Annotated in this window: 21 protein-coding genes; 7 read left to right on the plus strand and 14 right to left on the minus strand. The window is 71.9% G+C overall.

Annotated features, from left to right (window positions below):
- Nucleotides 1-22: 22 nt before the first annotated feature.
- Nucleotides 23-223 (minus strand): hypothetical protein, encoded by a 201-nt coding sequence (locus ACZ9QC_RS11355; RefSeq protein WP_472920051.1) that lies wholly within the window; start codon nt 221-223, stop codon nt 23-25.
- Nucleotides 224-623: 400 nt separating this feature from the next.
- Nucleotides 624-905, minus strand: coding sequence for an acylphosphatase (locus tag ACZ9QC_RS11360; protein ID WP_184899816.1), 282 nt, complete (start codon nt 903-905; stop codon nt 624-626).
- A gap of 190 nt (nt 906-1,095) precedes the next feature.
- Between ACZ9QC_RS11360 and ACZ9QC_RS11365 the strand changes: the two genes are divergently transcribed.
- Nucleotides 1,096-2,082, plus strand: a complete 987-nt coding sequence (locus ACZ9QC_RS11365) for a CAP domain-containing protein (protein WP_472920052.1) — start codon at nt 1,096-1,098, stop codon at nt 2,080-2,082.
- Nucleotides 2,083-2,220: 138 nt separating this feature from the next.
- Nucleotides 2,221-2,661 carry a winged helix-turn-helix transcriptional regulator gene (locus ACZ9QC_RS11370; protein WP_472920053.1) on the plus strand — a complete coding sequence of 147 codons (441 nt, stop codon included), beginning with the start codon at nt 2,221-2,223 and terminating at the stop codon, nt 2,659-2,661.
- Here the strand turns inward: ACZ9QC_RS11370 and mutM are convergent.
- The 8 genes from mutM to recG form a co-directional block, all read right to left on the minus strand.
- Nucleotides 2,634-3,494, minus strand: coding sequence for a bifunctional DNA-formamidopyrimidine glycosylase/DNA-(apurinic or apyrimidinic site) lyase (mutM, locus tag ACZ9QC_RS11375; RefSeq protein ID WP_472920054.1), 861 nt, complete (start codon nt 3,492-3,494; stop codon nt 2,634-2,636). The genes ACZ9QC_RS11370 and mutM overlap by 28 nt on opposite strands.
- A 267-nt stretch (nt 3,495-3,761) precedes the next feature.
- Nucleotides 3,762-4,607, minus strand: coding sequence for a ribonuclease III (gene rnc / locus ACZ9QC_RS11380; RefSeq protein WP_472920055.1), 846 nt, complete (start codon nt 4,605-4,607; stop codon nt 3,762-3,764).
- Between the two features lie 7 nt (nt 4,608-4,614).
- On the minus strand, nt 4,615-4,788 hold the full coding sequence (rpmF, locus tag ACZ9QC_RS11385) for a 50S ribosomal protein L32 (protein ID WP_007493396.1): 174 nt from the start codon (nt 4,786-4,788) through the stop codon (nt 4,615-4,617).
- Nucleotides 4,789-4,790: 2 nt separating this feature from the next.
- The gene (locus ACZ9QC_RS11390) at nt 4,791-5,435 is read right to left on the minus strand and encodes a YceD family protein (protein WP_472920056.1); all 645 of its coding nucleotides are present in this window, start codon (nt 5,433-5,435) and stop codon (nt 4,791-4,793) included.
- 151 nt (nt 5,436-5,586) lie between these two features.
- Nucleotides 5,587-6,678 (minus strand): ATP synthase subunit B family protein, encoded by a 1,092-nt coding sequence (locus tag ACZ9QC_RS11395; protein WP_472921660.1) that lies wholly within the window; start codon nt 6,676-6,678, stop codon nt 5,587-5,589.
- 89 nt (nt 6,679-6,767) lie between these two features.
- Nucleotides 6,768-7,247 carry a pantetheine-phosphate adenylyltransferase gene (gene coaD, locus ACZ9QC_RS11400; RefSeq protein WP_184903734.1) on the minus strand — a complete coding sequence of 160 codons (480 nt, stop codon included), beginning with the start codon at nt 7,245-7,247 and terminating at the stop codon, nt 6,768-6,770.
- A gap of 26 nt (nt 7,248-7,273) precedes the next feature.
- The gene (rsmD, locus tag ACZ9QC_RS11405; protein WP_472920057.1) at nt 7,274-7,861 is read right to left on the minus strand and encodes a 16S rRNA (guanine(966)-N(2))-methyltransferase RsmD; all 588 of its coding nucleotides are present in this window, start codon (nt 7,859-7,861) and stop codon (nt 7,274-7,276) included.
- 192 nt (nt 7,862-8,053) lie between these two features.
- Nucleotides 8,054-10,267 carry an ATP-dependent DNA helicase RecG gene (recG, locus tag ACZ9QC_RS11410; protein WP_472920058.1) on the minus strand — a complete coding sequence of 738 codons (2,214 nt, stop codon included), beginning with the start codon at nt 10,265-10,267 and terminating at the stop codon, nt 8,054-8,056.
- Nucleotides 10,268-10,457: 190 nt separating this feature from the next.
- Here recG and ACZ9QC_RS11415 point away from each other — a divergent pair, with 190 nt between their 5' ends.
- On the plus strand, nt 10,458-12,353 hold the full coding sequence (locus tag ACZ9QC_RS11415) for an HSP90 family protein (RefSeq protein ID WP_472920059.1): 1,896 nt from the start codon (nt 10,458-10,460) through the stop codon (nt 12,351-12,353).
- 17 nt (nt 12,354-12,370) lie between these two features.
- The gene (locus ACZ9QC_RS11420; RefSeq protein WP_472921661.1) at nt 12,371-15,331 is read left to right on the plus strand and encodes a tetratricopeptide repeat protein; all 2,961 of its coding nucleotides are present in this window, start codon (nt 12,371-12,373) and stop codon (nt 15,329-15,331) included.
- Between the two features lie 269 nt (nt 15,332-15,600).
- Here ACZ9QC_RS11420 and ACZ9QC_RS11425 read toward each other — a convergent pair whose 3' ends face one another.
- A complete protein-coding gene (locus ACZ9QC_RS11425) occupies nt 15,601-17,340 on the minus strand; it encodes a DAK2 domain-containing protein (RefSeq protein ID WP_472920060.1) in 1,740 nt (579 codons plus the stop codon).
- Between the two features lie 255 nt (nt 17,341-17,595).
- Here ACZ9QC_RS11425 and rpmB point away from each other — a divergent pair, with 255 nt between their 5' ends.
- A complete protein-coding gene (rpmB, locus tag ACZ9QC_RS11430; RefSeq protein ID WP_003993230.1) occupies nt 17,596-17,781 on the plus strand; it encodes a 50S ribosomal protein L28 in 186 nt (61 codons plus the stop codon).
- 104 nt (nt 17,782-17,885) lie between these two features.
- Here rpmB and thiD read toward each other — a convergent pair whose 3' ends face one another.
- Together thiD and ACZ9QC_RS11440 are read right to left on the minus strand one after the other, a co-directional pair.
- The gene (gene thiD, locus ACZ9QC_RS11435; protein WP_472920061.1) at nt 17,886-18,695 is read right to left on the minus strand and encodes a bifunctional hydroxymethylpyrimidine kinase/phosphomethylpyrimidine kinase; all 810 of its coding nucleotides are present in this window, start codon (nt 18,693-18,695) and stop codon (nt 17,886-17,888) included.
- Entirely contained in the window at nt 18,692-19,657 is a 966-nt protein-coding gene (locus ACZ9QC_RS11440) for a thiamine-phosphate kinase (RefSeq protein WP_472920062.1), read from the minus strand. Before ACZ9QC_RS11440 ends, thiD begins: the two co-directional genes overlap by 4 nt.
- Before the next feature lie 229 nt (nt 19,658-19,886).
- On the opposite strand from ACZ9QC_RS11440, the gene ACZ9QC_RS11445 reads away from it, so the two are divergent.
- Both ACZ9QC_RS11445 and ACZ9QC_RS11450 read left to right on the plus strand, forming a co-directional pair.
- Nucleotides 19,887-20,120, plus strand: a complete 234-nt coding sequence (locus ACZ9QC_RS11445; protein WP_033526900.1) for an Lrp/AsnC family transcriptional regulator — start codon at nt 19,887-19,889, stop codon at nt 20,118-20,120.
- Nucleotides 20,121-20,140: 20 nt separating this feature from the next.
- Nucleotides 20,141-20,662: a DUF3515 domain-containing protein gene (locus tag ACZ9QC_RS11450; protein WP_472920063.1), complete on the plus strand. Its 522-nt coding sequence runs from the start codon at nt 20,141-20,143 to the stop codon at nt 20,660-20,662.
- Nucleotides 20,663-20,786: 124 nt separating this feature from the next.
- On the opposite strand, the gene ACZ9QC_RS11455 is transcribed toward ACZ9QC_RS11450, so the two are convergent.
- A complete protein-coding gene (locus ACZ9QC_RS11455; protein ID WP_472920064.1) occupies nt 20,787-21,944 on the minus strand; it encodes a D-alanine--D-alanine ligase family protein in 1,158 nt (385 codons plus the stop codon).
- Nucleotides 21,945-21,963: the final 19 nt, after the last annotated feature.

Below are 21,963 nucleotides of genomic sequence, written 5' to 3' on the forward strand. Positions count from 1 at the left end.
CTGTCGTGGTGCGATGCAGTGATCAGGTGAGCGCAGGCTCCGCCTGGCGTGCGTCGAGCTCCATGAGCGAGTCGTGAGAAGCGGCAGCCGTCAGCGCGTCGTTCTTCGCCTGGATGCGTCCGAGCTCGGATTCCAGGTCCTGGACACGCTGCTGGAGCCGTCGCATCTCGGCGAGGAGTCGCGGGTCGGAGCCGCCGACGTAACCGAGAAGCGCCTTTGCCATGATGGATGGTCCTCCACACTGAGTGACCGACCGAAGCGGTGTGGGTCGTGAGGGAATCGCACCCGCATTGCTTGGCACTGTTGAGTTTTTGCTGCCGTCTTCATGCCAAACAGCTAAGGTGCGCGGGGTTGCTTTTAGCGTCTCACCAAAAAGTTTGACGGTCAACACGATCACGCCCCGCAATGGCGGGCATCCCTCTGCCGCGCGGCCCCGAACGGGCGACGCTGCGGCGATTCCGGGACCTCTCCTGACCGTCGGAGCGAGGGGATCATCCTCTCTTCGGAGCCTGCCATGACAGACCTGTCTTGACAATCACCTGCACATTTCCGGTTTGTGCATGCTCCTGGCATATGCCGGTGGCGCTCCCCTCCGCTCTCGCGCCACTCACCCCCTCGGGGGATCAGCGAATGGCGAAGCCCTCGTACCCCCCGCGCGGTGTGTCCCAGATCTCGGTCACACCCACCACGCGCCCGGGCGTGTCGTCGCCCTGGAGCCACTCCAGGAGCCCTTCGCACGCCTCGCGCGGCCCCTCGGCGACCACCTGGACCCGTCCGTCGGCCAAATTGAGAGCAAAACCACTCAGGCCCCCGATCTCCAGCGCCCTCGCCCTGGTGAACCAGCGGAAACCCACACCTTGCACCCGTCCACGCACCCAGGCGACCAGCCGTACATCCTCGCTCATGACTGCACGCTAACGGGCCAATGTCTCCCGGGTCTCACCGTCCCCAGGCGCCATGCTGTACCGTCCCCACCCAATGAATCTCATATGAAACTCACTCCTTCGTGTGAGATTCGTGAAGACGACGATCACAACGTTGACGAACTCCCCAACGTTGACCGCAGGACACCGCAAGGACGAGGAAGGCCAAGACATGGGACGCCACCGACGCTCCGCCGCCGGCCGCGCCGCCAGGGGGGGCCGCGCCGCCGGGGTCACTGACAGGGGCTTCGTTCCCGAGGAGCCGCACTACGGTCCGGAGAACCTGTACGGGTTCGCCGCGTTCCTGGAGGCCGACGCCCAGGCCGCTTCGCGGAACGGTGGCTCGCGCCGCCGCAAGAAGAAGACCGTGACGCCTGTGAAGACCGGTCTCCTCGGTGTCTCCGCCGCCGTCGCCCTCGGCACCGTCGCGGTGGCCACCGGGGTGCTGCCGGGCGGCGACCAGTACACGATCAGTGGTGGCAACACCAACGAGACGGTGGTGCCCGCCGGCTCGCCGACGGGTGCGGCGACCCAGCAGGGCGGTGCGGACGGCGCCGCGCAGGAACAGCGCGAGGACGAGGCCACCAGCCGGGACGCCGAGCGCGCGGCCTCTCCGTCCAACACCCAGGCCCCCTCGACGCCCCCGTCCGAGAAGAAGCCCGCCGAGGAGGCGGACAAGGGCTCCGGCTCCCAGAAGACCAAGAAGCCGTCCGACAAGCCCATCAAGGAGAAGGAGAAGGGCAAGGAGAAGGACACCACTTCTCCGGCGGAGCTCTCCTCCGAGACCCAGGCCGAGGCCGCGGTCCTCCTGCTGGTCAACGAGGAACGGGCCAAGGCGGGCTGCCAGCCGGTGGCGGCCAACAGCGACCTGGCGAAACTGGCCGAGGCGTTCAGCGAGGACATGGCCCTGCGCGGGTTCTTCGACCACACCGACCCCGACGGTTCCGACCCGTGGGACCGCGCGGCCACCCTCGGGATCACCGGCCTCGGCGGCGAGAACATCGCCCGCGGCCAGGCCACCGCCGAAGCGGTCATGGAGGCCTGGATGAACAGCCCCGGCCACCGGGCGAACATCCTGAACTGCGACTTCAAGACCCTCGGAGTCGGCGTCCACCTGGGCGACGGCGGACCGTGGTGGACGCAGGACTTCGGCTACTAGGCCCGAGGCACCCGCCCGCCCCGTCGCCGGCCGGCTCACCTTCCCCGGGCCGGCTCGTCACCGCCTCCCCCACCCCACCGCTAACCATCAGTTAGTGCGATCTTCTGGTCAGCGCTGTGCCGGAGTATCCTCGGTGGTATGGAATCAGCCGCGCAGACCGGCGTGACGTCCACGCGGGCCGCCGCGGGTACGGGCGCTGTGGATTTCGACGGCCTCGCCTTCGACGTGTTCGCCAGGAACTGTCCCTCGCGGGGCACCCTGGAGCACGTCACGGGCCGCTGGGGCGCCCTCACGATGGGCGCACTGTACGAGAGTTCGCTCCGCTTCAACGAGCTGCGCCGCCGCGTCGACGGCGTCAGCGAGAAGATGCTCTCCCAGACCCTGCACGCCCTGGAGCGCGACGGCCTCGTCCACCGCGACGCGCAGCCCACCAACCCGCCACGGGTCGACTACACCCTCACACCGCTCGGCCGCGAGATCTCCCAACGCCTGCTGTCCCTCATCACCTTCGTGGAGGACCGCATGGAGGACGTGCTCCGGTCCCGCGAGCGCTACGACGCGACGCGTGGCGCCCGCTGACACGTCGGGCAGAAGTAGCTGGACCGGTTCATCCACGGCCGCCGCCGCATGGGCGTGGCACAGCGGCGGCAGGGCAGTCCCTCACGGCCGTACGCGTCCAGCGAGCGGTCGAAGTACCCCGACTCGCCGTTGACGTTGACGTAGAGGCTGTCGAAGCTCGTGCCGCCCACCGCGAGGGCCGCGTTCATCACGTCCCGTACATGGCCGAGGAGTTCGGTGGTGCGGGGGCGGGTGAAACCGGCCGTGGGGCGCTCGTAGTGGATCCGCGCGCGCCAGAGCGCCTCGTCCGCGTAGATGTTGCCGACCCCGCTGATCAACGACTGGTCGAGCAGGGCCCGTTTGATCGTCGTGCGCTTCCGCCGCAGCGCCTGGTGGAAGGCCTCCGCGTCGAACCGCGGATCGAGGGGGTCGCGGGCGATGTGCGCGATGACGTCCGGCAGACCGTCCGGGGTGGTGTCGTGCAACGACAGTCCGCCGAAGGTGCGTTGGTCGACGAAGCGCAGTTCGGTGGCGAGGTCGTCCGCGAAGCGGACGCGGATCCTGAGGTGCTTCTCGTCGACCGCGTCGTGCGGCTGCACGAGCAGTTGGCCGCTCATGCCGAGGTGGGCGAGGACGGCGATGCCGGTGTCCTCCACGGGCAGCCACAGGTACTTCCCGCGGCGGCTGGGCTCGCCGATGCGATGGCCCTTGAGCCGGTGCGCGAAGTCCTCCGGACCGGCCAGGTGCCGACGGATCGCCCGGGGGTGGAGGACCTCGACGTCGGCGACGGTCCGATGGGCCACCCATCGCTCCAGGCCGCGCCGTACGACCTCGACCTCGGGGAGTTCTGGCACGGGGGCCTCCGGAGAGAGCGGGGGGTGGGGGGTGGGTGGGTGAGGTCGTGGGTGGGTGCGGGTGAGTGGGGGCTGGTCGCGCAGTTCCCCGCGCCCCTGAAAAGCAGGGGCTGCGCCCCGTGCTTTTCAGGCCCACATGGCCTGATCGTTCGGGCCCCGCAGGGCCTGATCTTTCAGGGGCTCGGGGAACTGCGCGAGAAGCCCCCACTCACCCGCACCCGACAACGCACCACACCACACGACACCGCACCGCACCCGGCGGAGCCGTTACGCCGGGGCCGCGTCCGAAGGACTTTCCGCGGGCTCGTCGGGCAGAGCCACGGCCTCGGCCGCCGCCTTCGCCCGCTCGTCCGCCGCGGCGCGGATCGCACGCCAGGCGGACTCGGCCGCCTGCTGTTCCGCTTCCTTCTTGCTGCGGCCGGTGCCGGTGCCGTACGAGACGCCTCCGACGCGGGCGGCAGCGGTGAAGGTCTTCTCGTGGTCGGGGCCGGTCTCCGTGACCAGGTACTCGGGCACACCGAGCCCCTCGGTCGCGGTGAGCTCCTGGAGACTGGTCTTCCAGTCCAGGCCGGCACCGAGGTTCGAGGACTTCTCGATCAGCGGGTCGAACAGGCGGTGCACCAGCTCCGCCGCCGAGTCCAGACCCTGGTCGAGATAGACCGCGCCGATCACCGCTTCGAGGGTGTCGGCGAGGATGGACGCCTTGTCCCGGCCGCCCGTGCCCTCTTCACCGCGGCCGAGCCGGATGAAGGAGCCGAGGTCGAGCCCGCGGCCCACCTCCGCCAACGCACGAGAGTTGACCACCGCGGCCCGCAGCTTGGCCAGTTGGCCTTCGGGCAGGTCGGGGTGGGTGCGGTACAGCGTGTCCGTCACCACGAGGCCGAGTACGGAGTCCCCGAGGAACTCCAGGCGCTCGTTGGTGGGCAGACCGCCGTTCTCGTACGCGTACGAACGGTGCGTCAGCGCACGCACCAGAAGGGCGGACTCGAGCTGATAGCCGAGCCGCCCTTCCAGAAGCGTGTGGGACGAGGCTGTGTTCTCCGCCTTTTTCTTGGCGTTGGTCTCCGCCTTGGCGTCATCCGCCTTCTTGGGGCTGGACACAGTGCCTCTCACCAGCCGCTCAGACCTCGAGGACCTGGCGCTTGTTGTAGGTGCCGCAAGACGGGCACGCGATGTGCTGCAGCTTGGGCTCGTGGCAGCGCTCGCACGCAACCAGGGTGGGGACCGCAGCCTTCCACTGCGACCGGCGGTGGCGCGTGTTGCTGCGCGACATCTTCCGCTTCGGAACAGCCACGGCTACTTCTCCTGCTTCTCGTCGACACCGGATTCGGCGCCGCTCATCTCGTCCTTCTCGCCGTCTTCGAGTGAACCGGCGAGTCCCTGCAGTGCCGCCCAACGGATGTCGACGGCGTCGTGGTGGTGGTCCGGGTCGTCCGCGAGCCGGGCTCCGCATTCGGAGCACAGGCCGGGGCAGTCGTCCTGGCACACCGGCTGCATCGGCAGTGCGAGCACCACCGCATCGCGCAGCACGGGTTCGAGGTCGAACAGGCCGTCCTCGATGAAGAGCCTGTCCTCGTCGTCCTCGGCGTCGTTGTCGGGTTCCGCGATCACGCGGCCCCGCTCATCGGCGTCGGGGTACGAGAACATCTCCTGGAAGTCCGCTTCGAGCTCCAGCCCGAGCGGCTCCAGACACCTTACGCACTCCCCCTTGGCGTCGGCACGGGCGGTGCCTGTGACGAGCACCCCTTCCATGACCGACTCCAGACGGAGTTCGAGCTCCACCGGGGCGCCTTCCGGCACTCCGACGACCCCCTTGATCCCGAGGTCCTTGGGAGCGTCGACCGAACGCGTCAGGCGCTGCTGCGCACCGGGCCGCCGACCCAGCTCGTGCGTGTCGAACACGAGGGGGTTGCGGTGGTCGAGGCGGGCGTTCAGAGCCATTTCTGCTTTCGGTCTTCGAAACTCGGAGGAGGGCGCCACCCCTGGTGTTCCGGGCAGCGCTCGATCGCGGGCGTCTGCTGCGGACAGCATCAACGCACGCGCGACCGAAGAGCCAGGATACTGGACCTTTCGCCATCGGCCCAATCGGCTGTCAGCGGCCCTGCTCGTAGCGGCGCAACTGCTCCGCCGTGATCATGGTGGTGTCGAAGAGGCTGGTCTCGTCGAGCTGGTTCCCCTGCGGCTGCGCGTACCCCTGGTGCCCCTGCTGGTCCTGGTGTCCCTGCGGCTCCATGTGCCCCTGCGGCTCCATGTGCCCCTGGTTCGGGTCGTACGCGGGCTGCTGTGGGTAGCCGGCCGCGTACGGGTCGGCCTGCTGGTAGCCGTAGGGGTCGGCGGACTGCTGGGGCTGGGCGTACTGCTGCTGGTAGCCGTACGGGTCCTGCTGGTACGCCGTCGCCGCGTAGGAGTCCTGCTGCTGCCCGTACGACGGCTGCTCCGGCGCGGACTGGGCGGGGGTGTCCGAGAGGGCGACGAGCTCGGCCAGGTAGTCGGCGTCGCTGGTGGGGCGGGGGGAGGTGCCGTCGTCGTTCAGGGCGAGGGCGCCGAGGTCGTCGGTGGCGATCCGGCCGTGCAGCTTCTGCCGGCCGCGGCCGACGGCCTCCAGGGTCTTGGCGAGGACGGCCTCGAAGGCGCCGAGCTTGGCGTCCACGTAGGCGTCGGCGTCGCGGCGCAGGGTCTCGGGGTCGTGGCTGCGCTCGGGAGCGTCCTCGTCCTCGTACCCCTGCTCGTCGACGCCCGGGCCGGTGCCCAGGAGCTTCTCACGGCCGCGGCCGACCGAGCCGAGGGTCTTGGTGAGGACGACCTCGAAGTTGGCGAGCTTGGAGTCGACGTAGTCGTCGGCCTCGGCGCGGACCTCCTCGGCCTCCTGGCGGGCCTCGCCGAGGATGCGGTCGGCCTCGTTCTGGGAGCGGCGGGCGACCTCGGTGTCGGAGATCAGGGAGCCGCGCTCGGCGTGCGCGTTCTGGATGATCCGCTCGGCCTCCAGCCGGGCCCGCTCGACCATGTGGTCGCGGTCGCCGATCAGCTCCTGTGCCTGGGCGAGGGAGTCGGGCAGAGCCGCGCGCAGTTCGTCGAGCAGGGAGAGCAGTTCCGCGCGGTTGACCACGCACGAGGCCGACATGGGCATGGCCCGGGCGCCGGAGACCACCGAGACGATCTCGTCGAGCTTCTTCTGCACGTCCACCGTGTGGTCCACCGTGTGCTCGCCACTCTCTACAGCTGTGTTGGAGACGGTCGGGTCGACTGTACGGCCAGCGGGGGACGTTCGTCCGCTCAGTCCCGCTTCAGTCGCTCGGCCAGTGCTTCGAGGACCAGCGGGGGCACCAGGTGGGAGACGTCGCCGCCCCAGGTCGCGACCTCCTTGACCAGGGAGGACGACAGGAAGCTGTAGGTGGGGTTGGTGGGGACGAAGAGGGTCTCCACGCCCGACAGGCCGATGTTCATCTGGGCCATCTGCAGTTCGTAGTCGAAGTCGCTGACCGCGCGCAGGCCCTTGACGATGGCCGGGATGTCGCGCTGCTTGCAGAAGTCGACGAGCAGTCCGTGGAAGGCCTCCACCCGGACGTTCGCGTACTCGGCGGTGACCTGGCGGATCAGCTCGATCCGCTCCTCGACCTCGAAGAGGCCCTTCTTGGACTTGTTGATCATCACCGCGACGTAGATCTCGTCGTACAGCTTGGAGGCGCGGCCAATGATGTCGAGGTGTCCGTTGGTGATGGGGTCGAACGACCCGGGACAGACGGCACGGCGCACTTGAGGTCCCTCGCTCTCCGGTCCGGTCATCGTGCGTCTTCGCACGTAGAGGCGGCGCGACCGTACCAAAACGTTCCCTCGCCGTAGCGACGGGCCCTGAGGGCTTCGAAACCGGTCGGCCAGGCGAATTCACCGCCTCTGGTGCTGCGCTCCACGGTGACGAGGGCTTCGTCGCCGAGCCAGCCCCCGGCACGGAGTGTGAGCAGGATCTCCCGAAGATCGTCGTCCGAGACGGCGTACGGGGGGTCCAGGAAGACGAGGTCGTACGGCTCGTCCGGCGCCGGGCCCTGGATGATCTGCTCGGCTTTGCCCGATCTCACCTCGGCGCCGGGGAGGCCGAGCGATCTGACGTTGTCGCGGACCGTTTTCGCGGCGCGGGCGTCGGCCTCCACGAGCAGGGTGTGGGCCGCGCCTCTGGAGAGGGCCTCCAGGCCCACGGCACCGGAGCCGGCGTACAGGTCCAGGACGCGTTCGCCGTCCAGGGGGCCGCCGAGGAGGGACTGCCAGGTGGAGAAGAGGCCCTCGCGGGCGCGGTCGGAGGTGGGGCGGGTGCCGTTGCCCGGCGGGACGGCGAGGCGGCGTCCGCCGGCTGCGCCGGCGATCACGCGGGTCATCTTGGGTCCTTGGGGAGGAGGAGCGACTGTGGGTCCAGTCTGGCAGTCGGTGGGGAGGGGTGCGTCTGCCGTGGGCGGCTGCGGGACGGTGGCGGGTTCGCCTGGTGGGGTGCCTGCCGATCGACGTGGGCGACTGCGGGTCCGTCGTGGCCGCTCGCGCAGTTCCCCGCGCCCCATCGGGGGCGCGGGGCCTCACCCCTTGTCCAGGTACTGCTCCCGTTCCTCGTCCAGGAGGGCGTCCAGGGCTGTGCGCAGCGCCGGTAGGTGCTCCAGGTCCGGGTCGGCCGCGACCACCGCCGCCGCTTCCTCCCTCGCCTCCGCGATGATCTCCTCGTCGTCGATGACGGTCAGCATGCGCAGGCTGGTGCGGGCGCCGGACTGGGCCTGGCCGAGGACATCGCCCTCGCGGCGTTGTTCGAGGTCGATGCGGGAGAGCTCGAAGCCGTCGAGGGTGGAGGCGACGGCGCCCAGGCGCTGGCGGGCGGCGCTGGCCTCGGGCATCTCGGTGACCAGGAGGCAGAGGCCGGCGGCGGAGCCTCGGCCCACCCGGCCGCGCAGCTGGTGGAGCTGGGAGACGCCGAAGCGGTCGGCGTCCATGATCACCATGGCGGTGGCGTTCGGGACGTTCACACCGACCTCGATGACCGTGGTGGCGACCAGGACCTGGGTCTCGCCGGCGGCGAAGCGGCGCATGGCCGCGTCCTTGTCGTCAGGGTGCATCCGGCCGTGCAGGACCTCGACCTTCAGGCCCTGGAGGGGGCCCTTGGCGAGCTGGTCGGCCACGTCGAGGACGGCGAGAGGCGGGCGCTTCTCGGCTACGTCCTCCGGGGACTTGCCGCTCTTCTTCGAGTCGCCGGGTTCGTCGACGTCGTCTCCGATGCGCGGGCAGACGACGTACGCCTGGTGGCCGTTCGCCACCTCCTCGCGGACGCGTTCCCAGGCGCGGGCGAGGAAGTGGGGCTTGTCGGCGGCCGGGACGACATGGCTGGCGATGGGGGAGCGACCGGCGGGCAGCTGGTCCAGGACCGAGGTCTCCAGGTCGCCGAAGACGGTCATGGCGACCGTGCGCGGGATGGGGGTGGCCGTCATGACGAGGAGGTGGGGCGGCTGCTTGCCCTTGCCGCGCAGGGCGTCGCGCTGCTCGACGCCGAAGCGGTGCTGCTCGTCCACCACGACCAGGCCCAGGTCGTGGAACTGGACCTTGTCCTCGATCAGCGCGTGCGTGCCGATGACGATCCCGGCCTCGCCGGTGACCAGGTCCAGCAGCGCCTGCCGGCGGCCGGCGGCGCCCATCGAGCCGGTGAGCAGGACCACCTTGGTGGCGTGCTCGGCGCCGCCCAGCATTCCGCCCTCGGCCAGCTCCCCCATCATCTCGGTCACCGACCGGTGGTGCTGCTGGGCGAGCACCTCGGTGGGCGCGAGCATGGCCGCTTGCCCGCCCGCGTCGACGACGGCGAGCATGGCGCGGAGGGCCACCATGGTCTTGCCACTGCCCACCTCGCCCTGGAGCAGCCGGTGCATCGGGTGTTCGGTGGCCAGGTCGTCGAAGATCTCCCTGGAGACCTTCTGCTGGCCCTCGGTGAGGGTGAAGGGGAGGCGGGCGTCGAACGCGGTGAGGAGCCCTTCGGGGGCGGGGCGGCGGGCGACGGCGGGCAGCTGGGCGTCGGCGTGGCGGCGACGGGCCAGGGCGACCTGGAGGACGAAGGCCTCGTCCCATTTGAGGCGGTCCCGGGCCGACTCGATGTCGGCCCTGGTGTGCGGGCGGTGGATCTTCAGGAGGGCTTCGGGGAGGGTGGCCAGGCCCCGGCCCTCGCGCAGGGAGTCGGGGAGGGGGTCGACGGCCTCCTGGGCGCTCGGCAGGACCGTCTGGACGGCCTTGGCGATCTTCCAGGACTCCAGCTTGGCGGTGGCCGGGTAGATCGGGATGACGGCGCCGGCCCAGGTGTCGACGGTCTCCGTGACGTCGTCGCCGCGCAGCAGTTCGTAGGCCGGGTGGGCCAGTTGGAGGCGGCGGTTGAAGACGGAGACCTTGCCGGCGAAGAGGGCGCGGGTGCCGGGGAGGAGGTCCTTGTGGGGTTTGTGCACGCCGTTGCCGAAGAAGACGAGCTGGAGGCGGCCGCTGCCGTCGGTGATGGTGACTTCGAGGCGCTGGCCCTTGCCCCGGGGGGCCTTGGCGGAGGCGAAGCTGTGCAGGCGGGCGTCGGCGACCTGGGCGACCACCGTGACGTGCTCGTCCATCGGCAGGTCGGCGAGGTGGGTGAGCTGGCCGCGCTCCTCGTATCTGCGGGGATAGTGGTGCAGCAGATCGCCGACGGTGTGCAGGCCGAGATGCTCGGCCATCACCTTCGCGGTGGCGGCGCCGAGCGTGTTCTTGAGCGGTTCTTCGAGCGCGGGCACGAGATCCATTGCACACCACGCCACTGACATTCCCGTATACGTCCTTGAAATCCGCTGGTCAGGCGGGTCGTTCGCGCCTAGGATGACGCACTCCCGGGCCCAGCAGTCGGGCCCTGCCGCCGCCGTCCGCGGTCACCGTCCGACGGGACCGCCCGACCCCGCCGCCGTCGCCAGAATCCCTCCCACCGGCGCTGCGACGATGGATTCAATGACCTCACAGTCATCCCAGGCACCCCAGACTCCTCAGGCACCCCAGTCGCCGCACACGTTCCAGGTCGATCTGCGTGGCCTGGTGGATCTGCTCTCGCACCACCTGTACTCCAGTCCGAAGGTCTACCTGCGCGAACTGCTGCAGAACGCGGTGGACGCGATCACCGCGCGCCGCGCCGAGCAGCCCGACGCCCCCGCCCGCGTACGGCTGTTCGCCGAGGCCGGCACGCTGCGGGTGGAGGACTCGGGCATCGGGCTCACCGAGACCGATGTGCACAACCTGCTCGCCACGATCGGCCGCAGCTCCAAGCGGGACGACGGAGGCATCCAGGAGGTCCGCTCGGACTTCCTGGGACAGTTCGGCATCGGGCTGCTCGCCTGCTTCGTGGTCGCCGAGCGCATCCGGGTGGTCAGCCGCAGCGCCCGTACGCCGGACGCGCCACCCGTGGAGTGGACGGCTGCCGACGACGGCTCGTACACCGTGCGGACACTGCCCGACGAGGCGCGCCCCGAACCGGGTACGACCGTGCATCTGGTCGCGCGGCCCGGGGCCGCCGAATGGCTCTCCCCCGCACGCGTGCTGACGCTGGCGCGGGACTTCGGGTCGCTGCTGCCGTACGACGTACGGGTGGGCGAGGAGGCGGTCACCGACCTGCCGGCGCCCTGGAACCGGGCGTACGCCTCGCCGGCCGGCCGGCGGGTGGCCCTGGCCCGGCACTGTCACGACCTGTTCGGGTTCACGCCGCTGGACTCGATCGAGCTGGACGTGCCGCTGGCCGGGATCCGGGGCGTCGCGTACGTCCTGCCGACCGCCGTCAGCCCGGCGCAGCGGGCGAGCCACCGGGTGCATCTGAAGGGCATGCTGCTCACCGAGCGGGCCGAACAGTTGCTGCCGGACTGGGCGTTCTTCGTGCGCTGCGTCCTCGACACGGACAGCCTGCGGCCCACGGCGTCGCGGGAGTCGCTGTACGAGGACGAGACGCTGGCGGCCGTGCGGGAGGCGCTCGGCGAGCGGATCCGAGGTTGGCTCACGGGGCTCGCCGCGGGTGATCCGGAGCGGCTGGCGGCCTTCCTGTCGGTGCACTACCTGGGCGTGAAGTCGCTGGCGCGGCACGACAGGGAGATGCTGCGCACGATGTTGCCGTGGCTGCCCTTCGAGACGACCGACGGGCGGCTCTCGCTGGAGGAGTTCGCGCAGCGGCACCCGGTGGTGCACTTCACGCGGACGGTCGAGGAGTACCGGCAGGTCGCGCCGATCGCGTCCGCGCAGGGCGTCGGGGTGGTCAACGGCGGCTACACGTACGACAGCGAGCTGGTCGAGGCGCTGCCGTCGGTGCGTCCGGGGACGGTGGTCGCCGAGCTGGACGCCGACACGGTGACCGCTCACCTGGACGTGCCGGACCCGGACGAGGAGCTGGCGCTGGCGGGCTTCCTGTCGGCCGCGCGGGCGAAGCTCGACCCCCTGGGCTGCGACGTGGTGCTGCGGGCCTTCCATCCGCTCTCGGTGCCCGCGCTGCACCTGGACGACCGGTCCTCCCGGCACGAGCAGGCCCGGGCGGAGGCGGAGGAGCAGGCCGACGATCTGTGGGCGGGCATCCTCGGTTCGCTGCGGGGCAGCGCGCCGCGCGCGCGGCTGGTGCTCAACCATCTCAACCCGCTGGTCCGGCGGATCAGTTCGCTGACCGACCGGGAGCTGATCGGCACGGCCACGGAGTCCCTGTACGGGCAAGCCCTGCTGATGGCCCAGCGGCCGCTCAGGCCGGCTGACTCGGCGCTCCTGAACCGCGCCTTCATCGGCCTGCTGGAGTGGGCCACGCACACCGAGCCGGGGGCCGGCCCGGGCAACGGGTCCGGTCGGGGCTTCGGGGAGGGTGGTCGCCGGTGACCGACGTCGTGGATTCCATGGACTTCGACGAACTCCGCCGCGCCATGGCGGAGAACCACGAGCAGCCGGAGGGCCCGGCGCGCAACGCGCGCGCGGAGCGGCTGCTCGCCGAGGCCGAGAAGCTGAACGAGCCGCTCGCCGTGATCGAGGCGCTCGGGCACCAGCTGAAGGTCTACAACTACAGCTCCGAGAAGGCCAAGATGTTCGTCCCCTTCGCGCGCCTGCTGCGCATGTGGGACGAACGCCCGGAGGACTTCGACGAGTACGAGATCCACTCCCTGCACTGGGTGTTCAAATGGATGTCGGCCGGCATGCTGAACCAGCCGCACATTCCGCTGGCCTCCATCGAGAAGTGGCTCGGCGAGATGGAGCACCGCTACCGGCTCGCCGGGCACTCGGAACGGGCCGTGCGCAGCGCCGAGTTCAGTGTGGCCGCGCACATCGGCGACCTGGCGCGGGCCGAGCGGGCGTACGGCGCGTGGCTGGCCGCCGACCGGGACGCGATGGCCGACTGCCACGCGTGCGAGCTGCACGGGCAGGGCTGGTGGCGGGCGCGGCGCCGGGAGGACGCCGAGGCGCTGGAGCTGTGGGCGCCGGTCCTGGAGGGCGAGTACACCTGCGCCCACGAGCCGCACACCGTCCTCGCGTCCTCGCTGGTGCCGCTGCTGCGCCTGGGGCGCCCGGACGAGGCGCGGGCCAACCATCTGCGGGGCTTCCGGATGGTGCGGTCCATGGAGAGCATGCGGGGCGCGTACGCGGACCACGTGGAGTTCTGCGCCCTGACCGGCAACGAGGCGCGCGGTCTGGAGCTGCTGGCCGAGCGTCCGGCGTACTTCACCGATTCCGGCGACCCGCGCAGCAAGCTCGACTACCTGAGCGTGGTGGCCCTGCTCATGGACCGCCTCACCGCGCGCGGGCTGGGCGAGCAGACCGTCCCCGGTCCCGCCGGCCGGGAGTGGACCGCCCGCGGACTGGCCTCCCACGCGCGCGAGGAGGCCCTCGCGCTGGCCGCGCTCTTCGACGCGCGCAACGGCACGGCGTACGTCAGCACGCACGTCCGGGAGCGGATGGACCGGCGCCCCCTGCTGGACCGGCTGCCGCTGGGCGTGCGCCCGAAGCGGACCGTCGTGACCGTGCCCTCTCCCCGGCAGCCCGCCGCCGGGGAGAGGGCGGAGGCCGCCGCCGGGGCGAAGACGGAGACCACCGCCGCGCCGCAGGGCCTGCCCGCGCTCCTCGCCGAGGCGCGGCGGCTCTCGGCGTCCCTGCACCCCGGTTCCGTCGATGCCTGGGCCGCCGTGGCGCGGGCCGCCGACGCCGAGGGCGCGGAGCTGGACGCCTGGGACCGCGCGGAGATCGTGGACCACGAGGCGATCGGCCTCGGGCCGGAGGGCCGCCCGCTCTTCGAACGCGCGGCCGACATGTACGAGGCGGCGGGCGACCCCGGCGAGGCACTGGCGGCACGCGCGCGCGGGGCGAACGTCCACGCCCTCACGGGCCAGGTGGATGCCGCCGTGGAGCTGATCGCCGAGCCGTACGAGCGGATCCTCGCCCTCTGGGCGGCCGGCGGGACGGGTGCGCGGCAGACGGCCTCCGTACTGGTCGGGCGGGCACGAATACTCGTGCAGCGGACGCACGCGTCCGAGGACGCCGACGCGGTGGCCCTGGCCGAGGACGCCGTGCGGGAGCTGGCGGACTTCGTCGAGCCGCGCCGCGCGGAGGACGTACGGCTGGCCTCGCGAGCCGCGGAGGCGCGGGGCATGCTCGGGGAACTGGCTGCGCGCGGCGGTGACGCCGAGGCGGCCGCCGAACTGTTCGCGGAGGCCGCGCAGCGGTACGTGGCGGCCGGGCTGCCGTGGTTCGCGGTGCAGTACGAGGCACGGCTCGCCGGGGTGGCACAGCACCTGGGGGACCTGGCGACCGCGGAGCGGGCGGCCCGGGCGGCGTTGGAGCACGGCGGGTCCGAGCTGGAGCCGGTGGGCCACGCCCAGCTGCGCCTCCAGCTGGCCGAGTTGCTGGGCGCCGGGGAACGGGTCGAGGAGGCCGCCGAGCACGCCCTGGAGGCGGCGCACTGGGCCGACGAGGCGGGCGAGGGTCCGACGCTCGGCTCCTGGGCCCGGCATCTGCTCGGCGGGTTCCTGCTGCGGCTACGGCGGTGGGCGGAGGCGGCCGAGGTGCTGGAGTCGGCGCTCCCCGATCTCACGGCCGAGACCCACGGGGACGGGGCGGTCGCGCAGACCCTGTGGTGGCTAGGGGACTGCCACACCGAGCTGGGCGAGCACCGCGAGGCTGCGGAACGCTGGCTGCGGGCCGCCGACATCGCCCGGCACTGGCCCGAGCAGCGCGACCACGCCATGCTCGCCCATCTCGCCGCCGAGGCGCTGGCGCGCGCGGGGCTGCCCGCCGACGCCGACCGGGCGTACGCGCGCGCGGTCGACCTCTGGGGCGAGCTGGGCAACGTCCACGGGTACGTGCGGGCGCTGCGGGCGCGGGCGTGGTACGCGGCGCGGGAGAGCCGTGAGGCTCCCGGGCCGGCGAGCCTGGACGAGGCCCGGGAGCTGATGGGGGACGCGGTGGCGGGCTGCGAGGCGGCCCTGTCCGACGTGACCGGGGAGGAGAACCGGCGGCGGATCTTCGCGGAGCTGGGCGAGACCTACCGGCAGTTCGGCGACCTGCTCGCCCGGTCCGTGGCCGAGGACGCGGAACTCGCCTCGTTCGGGCCCGTCTTCGAGGAGGCGCTCGGGTTCGTCGAGCGGGCGGTGTCGGTGTACGGGTCGTTGGGGCCGGACTTCGTCCACGCGCGTACCGCGGCGGAGCTGGCGGCGGGGTGGTTGGAGGTGGACCTTCGGCGGGGCGCTGCGGCGGCCGAGCGGGCCCGGGGGGTGTTGTCCGTGTTCGCGGACGGAAGTGACGGCGACGAGACGGTGGTGGCTCGGCGGGTGGAGGCGGGTCGCCTGTTGGAGGCGACGGAGCGGGGCTGAGCGGCCGGGGCACCTCCGATATGTCCTTCGCCCCCGCCGCCCCTACCCGTCCCGTCCCCAGGGGCTGCGCCCCTTCGACCCCGCTCGGTCGTCGGTCGTCTGCCGGCCGGTGGGGCTTCTCGCGCAGTTCCCCGCGCCCCTTTTCAGGGGCGCGGGGAACTGCGCGAACGGGGTCCGGGGCGGAGCCCCGAATCTGTGACGCGGGGGTCGAAGGGGCGCGCAGCCCCTGGAGGACGGGACGGGTAGGGGCGGCGGGGGCGAGGGAAGCGCTACTCCACTCCGATCAGTAGCAACGCCCCCTGCCGCCCACCCCGGTACACCACCGTGTCCACCGCCAGATACCCCTCACGCACCCTGGCCTCCACCCGCTCCACGACCTCCGCGGGCGCCCCGTCCCCCAGCACCAACGTGACCATCTCTCCCCCGGCAGCCAGCATCCGGTCGACCACCGCCGCCGCGGTCACCGTCACGTCGGAGCCGATGACGGCGACGTCCCCGTCGACGAGACCGAGGACGTCACCGGCCTGACAGATGCCCGCCATGGTCCAGGACTCACGCTCGGCGATGACGACCTCGGCGTACCGGGTGGCGCCGGCGGCGGAGGTCATGGAGACGACGTCCTCGTCGAAGCGCCGGTCGGGCTCGTGGACGGCGAGGGCGGCGATGCCCTGGACGGCCGAGCGGGTGGGGATGAGGGCGACCCGGACACCCTCGGCGCGGGCCTGCTCGGCGGCGGCCGCCGCCGTGTGCCGCAGGTCCGCGTCGTTGGGCAGCAGCACCACCTCACGCGCGTGGGCACGCCGTACGGCCTCCAGCAGCTCCCCGCTGGCGAGCGGCTCCCCGGGCCGGGCCAGCACCGTGGTCGCACCGGCCTCGGCGTAGAGCCCGGCCAGCCCCTCCCCCGGCACGACGGCCACCACGGCCCGCTGGGCGCGCTCGCGCGGCTGCCGCCCGGCCTCGCCGGTCATGTGGGCGTCCTCGGCCCCGAAGTGGGTGATCCGGATCCGGTACGGCCGCCCGGCCTCGACCCCGGCCTCCACGGCCGCCCCCGCGTCGTCGACGTGCACATGGACGTTCCACAGCCCGTCGCCGCCGACCACGACTAGGGAGTCCCCCAGCTCGTCCAGGCGCCGCCGCAGCAGGGCCACCGCCGCGTCCTCCGCCTCCAGGAGGTAGATCACCTCGAAGGCCGGGCCGCCCGCCTCGGGCCGGTCGTCCCCGTCGCACACCTCCGCCACGGCTTCGGCGACGGCCACGCGCGCGTGCGCGGCGGGCACGGCCACCGCCCTCGGCGCCTCCCCCGTGAACGTCTCCACCAGCGCCGCCAGCACCGCCACCAGGCCCCGTCCGCCCGCGTCCACGACGCCGGCGCGGGCCAGGACGGCCAGCTGGGCGGGGGTCGCCGCCAGGGCCCGGCCGGCGCCCTCGTAGGCGGCACGGGCGACGGTCCCGCAGTCGTCCTCGGCGTCGCCGGCCGCGTCGGCGGCGGCGGAGGCGACCGTGAGCACCGTGCCCTCGACCGGGTGCGCGACGGCGTCCCGGGCGGAGTCGGCGGCGTGCCGCAGGGCGAGCCGCAGCCCCCGGCCGTCGGTGCGGGGCGCCTCGCCGTCATCGGCGAGGACCTGGGCCATGCCCCGCAGGAGCTGGGCGAGGATCGTCCCGGAGTTGCCCCGGGCGCCGATCAGCGCGCCGTGCGCCATCGCCCGCGCGGCCTCGGCGAGCGTGGGCTGCCCCGCTCCGGCGGACGGGCCCCCGGACGGGCTCCCTCCGGCGTACCGCCCTTGCCCGACGGGCGGACCCGCCGTCTCATGGCCCGCGAACACCGCCTCGACGGCCGCCGCGGCCGACTCCATCGTCAGGTACAGGTTGGTGCCGGTGTCGCCGTCGGCCACCGGGTACACGTTGATCGCGTCGATCTCCTCGCGCGCGCGTCCCAGCGCCGCCAGCGCGAGTCCGCACCAGGTGCGCACCGCGAGAGCATCGAAGAATGTCTGCGGCACCTGCGGCACCTGCGCCTCCTTGAGCTGCTGGACTGGACGCAGAGTAGACCTTGGAAGGCGGTCCGCCGGAAGGGGGCGGGGCAGTGCTCCTGAGCAGCCATGGTAGTTTCGTTGTACTGGCGCAGTCGTTGTATGCTGCTCCGGTTGCCCGATCCACATCGGGCCATTCCCCCTGGCAACGCCACTCAGATCTATGATCCTGTGATCTCGATCCCGGCCTGCCGGGATCATCCGTAAGTGCATCTGAAGTCTTTGGAGTGACCCGTGGCTGCCAACTGCGACGTCTGCGGCAAGGGGCCGGGCTTCGGCAACAACATCTCGCACTCGCACCGCCGTACGTCCCGTCGCTGGAACCCGAACATCCAGCGCGTCCGTACCGTGGTCGGCGGGACGCCGAAGCGCGTGAACGCCTGCACCTCGTGCATCAAGGCCGGCAAGGTCTCGCGCTGACGCACAGCTAAGCGCGCGGCCACTGCTGGTTCGCTGCATCGAGCCGGTCCACCTGGAGTGGACCGGCTTTTTGCTGTCCCTGACACACCGCGACACACCGCGGATCAAGCCGGCCGATCGCTCCGTCCGAGGGCCCACCCGTGGTCCACCGGTCCGATCCCCCCGCCGAGCGCGAACCCGGCGGCGATCGCCCCCGTGACGTACTCCTTGGCGGCCGCGACGGCCTCCGGCACGGTCCGTCCCAGGGCGAGGTGGGAGGCGATCGCGGAGGCGAGGGTGCAGCCCGTGCCGTGGGTGTGCCGGTTGTCGTACCTGGAGGCCCGCAGCCAGTGCTCCTCGGAGCCGTCGGTGAGCAGATCGACGGCTTCCCCGGGGAGATGGCCGCCCTTGATCAGTGCCCAGCGCGGCCCGAACGCCAGCACTGCCTCGGCAGCCTCACGCATACCGGCCTCCGACTCGACCGTGACCCCGGTGAGTTGGGTCACCTCGTCGAGGTTCGGCGTCGCCACGGTGGCCGCCGGCAGCAGCCGGGTCCGTACGGAGTCCAGCGCGGAGGCGGCCAGCAGCGGGTCGCCGTGCTTGGAGACGCCCACCGGGTCGACGACGACCGGCGCGTCCGTGGCGGCCAGCAAATCGGCGACGGTCTCGACGAGTTCGGCGGAGGCGAGCATGCCGGTCTTGACGGCCTGGACGCCGATGTCGTCGACGACACTGCGGTACTGGGCGCGCACCGCCTCCACCGGCAGTTCCCAAGCGCCCCGCACACCGAGGGAGTTCTGCGCGGTGACCGCCGTGACGACGCTCATGCCGTGCACCCCGAGCGCGAGCATCGTCTTCAGGTCGGCCTGGATCCCCGCCCCGCCCCCGGAGTCGGACCCGGCCACGGTCAGGACCCGCGCGGGAGCCGGGCTCATGACTCGATGTCCCCGAAGTGGTCCCAGCCGCCCTTGCTGGTCCAGGGCGCCCCATCCACGGTGACCTGCGGCAACGCGGAGGGGTTGAGCACCTCGCCGATCACCTTCCACCGCGCGGGCAGCTTCACGTCCTGCGGGAAGGTGGCCACGATCGCGTGGTCCTCGCCGCCGGTGAGCACCCACTGGAGGGGATCGACGCCGACGGCCTGACCGATGTCGTGCATCTGGGTGGGGATGTCGATCGCGCCGGAGCGGATGTCGATCCGGCACTTGCTCGCCTCGGCGATGTGTCCCAGGTCCGCGATCAGCCCGTCGCTGACGTCGCACATCGCGGTCGCCCCGAGGGAGGCCGCGGCGGGGCCCGCGTGGTACGGCGGCTCGGGGCGCCGGTGGGCCTCCACGAAGGCGCGCGGCGAGCGGAAACCCCGGGAGAGCACCGCGTGCCCGGCGGCGGACCAGCCGAGCCAGCCGGTGACGGCCACGACGTCGCCGGGCTGGGCGCCCGCCCTGGTCACCGGCTCGTGGTTGCGCAGATCACCGAGCGCGGTGATCGAGATCATGATGGTGTCACCGCGGACGACGTCACCGCCGACCACGGCGGCGCCGGCCACCTGGCACTCGTCACGCAGGCCGTCCATCAGCTCGGTGGCCCAGGTCACCGGCAGGTCGACGGGCGCGACCAGGCCGAGCAGCAGCGCGGTGGGCACGGCACCCATGGCGGCGATGTCCGCGAGGTTCTGCGCGGCGGCCTTGCGCCCCACGTCGTAGGCCGTGGACCAGTCGCGCCGGAAGTGCCGCCCCTCCAGGAGGATGTCGGTGCTCGCCACGACCCTGCGGTCCGGCGCCGCCACCACGGCGGCGTCGTCGCCGGGGCCGACCCGGACCGCCGGGGTGGTGGTGAGCCGGGAGGTGAGCTCCCTGATGAGCCCGAACTCCCCCAGCTCTCCCACGGTGCCCTTCATCGTCGTATCGCCCCTTCTCGTGCCGCTTCCAGTGTCACTCGCGCCCGGTCGCGGGCCGTTGTCGTCCTCGGTACGGTCGAGTGGACCGTCAACTTCCGTCGCCCCCGCCCCCCCCGGTGCGTGCGGCGCGGCCTCCGGGGGTCTCCCCCTGGCGCTCGGCGACGCGATACCGTGGCGTTCCTTTTCCCGACATGATCCACATGATCCTCGTGGCCGCCCTGGAGGTTCCGTGGTACAGGCGTACATCCTGATCCAGACGGAGGTCGGCAAAGCGTCGACCGTCGCCGACACGATCAGCAAGCTCCCTGGGGTCATCCAGGCCGAGGACGTGACGGGCCCGTACGACGTCATCGTGCGCGCCCAGGCCGACACCGTCGACGACCTCGGCCGGCTGGTGGTCGCGAAGGTCCAGCAAGTGGACGGGATCACCCGTACCCTGACCTGCCCGGTCGTTCACCTGTAGCCCCCGTCTACCCTTGCCCGGTGAACTCGTTGCGTCACCGGGGCCCCGCTCGTCGCGGGCTGCCCGTCCTGGCTGTTTCGTTGATCGCCGTCGCGGGCTGCTCCTCAGCAGACGACAGCGGCTCGGCGGCGGTTCCCAGCCCGGGGGCCGCCGCCACGAAACTGTGCCGGAACCTGGACGAGGTGTTGCCGCGGACGGTGGACGGTCTCGGCCGCCGGGATCCTCGGCCCGCCTCCTTGCTGACGGCGGGCTGGGGCGACGCGGTGATCATACTGCGCTGCGGGGTGCCCCAGCCGCCCAAGATGGTCGACCCCGGGGTGGCGGAGGGACGGGACGCCGACGCGGTGGCCGGGGCCGTCGACGGGGTGGACTGGCTGATGGAGAAGCGGGACGGAGGCGCTTACCGCTTCACCACGGCCAATCGCTCCGTGTACGTGGAGGTGTCGGTGACCGCGGATCGGGCCAGGGAGGACACCTCGCCGATCCTGGTGGGGCTGGCGCCTGCCATCAAGAAGGCGGTTCCTGAAGGGGTTGCCTCGTAAGGGGGTGCCTCCCAAGGGGGTGCCTCAGGAGGCCGTCTGGATGCTGCGACGCCGTCGTGGCTGGTCGCGCCCACGCGGCGGAGCCGCACATCGACACCGCCCCGCGCCCCTTACGGAGCTCGTTTCAGCGCAGGCCCGTCGACCTGTGCAGCGCCGCCTGGATCAGGCGGTCCACCAGTTCGCCGTACTCCACGCCGCTCGCCTTCCACATCGCCGGGTACATCGAGATCGGTGTGAAACCGGGCAGCGTGTTGATCTCGTTGATGACGAAGTCGCCGTCCTCCGTGAGGAAGAAGTCGGCGCGCACCAGCCCCTCGCAGGAGGCGGCCTCGAAGGCGTCGACCGCGAGCCGCTGGACCTCGGCGGTCTCCTCCGTGGTCAGCGGGGCCGGGACGATGCCCGGGGTCGAGTCGATGTACTTCGCCTCGAAGTCGTAGTAGGCGTGGGCCTCGGGCGGCGGGATCTCGGCGGGGACGGAAGCGCGCGGGCCGTCCTCGAACTCCAGGACGCCGCACTCGATCTCCCGGCCGCGCAGGGCCGCCTCGACCAGGATCTTCGGGTCGTGGCGCTGGGCCTCGGCGATCGCCTCGTCGAGGCCGACGATGTCGTCGACCTTGGTGATGCCGATGGACGAACCCGCGCGGGCGGGCTTCACGAAGAGGGGCCAGCCGTGCTCACCGGCGAGATCGATGATCTTCTTGCGGGCGGCCGACTCGTCGAGCCGCCACTCGCGCGGCCTGATCACCACGTACGGGCCGACCTTGAGCCCGAAGGAGGTGAACACCCGCTTCATGTACTCCTTGTCCTGGCCGACGGCCGAGGCGAGGACGCCCGAGCCGACGTACGGGACGCCGGAGAGCTCCAGGAGGCCCTGGAGGGTGCCGTCCTCGCCGTACGGGCCGTGCAGGACGGGGAAGACGACGTCGACCTCGCCGAGGGCCTTGGGCACCGAACCGGGCTCGCTGTAGACGACTTCGCGGTTGGCGGGGTCGACGGGCAGGATCACGCCGCCCTCCCGGGACTCGGCGAGCTCCTCGACGCTCGGCGTACGGCGGTCGGTGATCGCCATCCGCTCCGGTTCGTCGGCGGTGAGCGCCCAACGGCCGTCCCGCGTGATGCCGATCGGCAGGACGTCGTACTTCGTCCGGTCGATGGCTCGCAGTACGGCGCCGGCCGTGACCACGGAGATCCCGTGTTCCGAGCTACGGCCGCCGAAGACGACGGCCACGCGCGGCTTGCGGGACGGCTGCTCAGGGCTCTGGGGGAGGTTCTCGCTGCTCATATCGCGACGAGAGTACCCG

The organism is Streptomyces sp. HUAS MS02, assembly GCF_055702265.1.

What these genes read in the sequence shown, in the direction of transcription:
- ACZ9QC_RS11415 (WP_472920059.1), top strand. Translation starts at nt 10,458, where the DNA reads ATGGATTCAATGACCTCACAGTCATCCCAGGCACCCCAGACTCCTCAG.
- ACZ9QC_RS11355 (WP_472920051.1), bottom strand. Translation starts at nt 223, where the DNA reads ATGGCAAAGGCGCTTCTCGGTTACGTCGGCGGCTCCGACCCGCGACTC.
- ACZ9QC_RS11390 (WP_472920056.1), bottom strand. Translation starts at nt 5,435, where the DNA reads ATGGCTCTGAACGCCCGCCTCGACCACCGCAACCCCCTCGTGTTCGAC.
- rsmD (WP_472920057.1), bottom strand. Translation starts at nt 7,861, where the DNA reads ATGACCCGCGTGATCGCCGGCGCAGCCGGCGGACGCCGCCTCGCCGTC.
- recG (WP_472920058.1), bottom strand. Translation starts at nt 10,267, where the DNA reads ATGGATCTCGTGCCCGCGCTCGAAGAACCGCTCAAGAACACGCTCGGC.
- ACZ9QC_RS11360 (WP_184899816.1), bottom strand. Translation starts at nt 905, where the DNA reads ATGAGCGAGGATGTACGGCTGGTCGCCTGGGTGCGTGGACGGGTGCAA.
- ACZ9QC_RS11370 (WP_472920053.1), top strand. Translation starts at nt 2,221, where the DNA reads ATGGAATCAGCCGCGCAGACCGGCGTGACGTCCACGCGGGCCGCCGCG.
- ACZ9QC_RS11365 (WP_472920052.1), top strand. Translation starts at nt 1,096, where the DNA reads ATGGGACGCCACCGACGCTCCGCCGCCGGCCGCGCCGCCAGGGGGGGC.
- ACZ9QC_RS11455 (WP_472920064.1), bottom strand. Translation starts at nt 21,944, where the DNA reads ATGAGCAGCGAGAACCTCCCCCAGAGCCCTGAGCAGCCGTCCCGCAAG.
- ACZ9QC_RS11440 (WP_472920062.1), bottom strand. Translation starts at nt 19,657, where the DNA reads ATGAAGGGCACCGTGGGAGAGCTGGGGGAGTTCGGGCTCATCAGGGAG.
- thiD (WP_472920061.1), bottom strand. Translation starts at nt 18,695, where the DNA reads ATGAGCCCGGCTCCCGCGCGGGTCCTGACCGTGGCCGGGTCCGACTCC.
- ACZ9QC_RS11420 (WP_472921661.1), top strand. Translation starts at nt 12,371, where the DNA reads ATGGACTTCGACGAACTCCGCCGCGCCATGGCGGAGAACCACGAGCAG.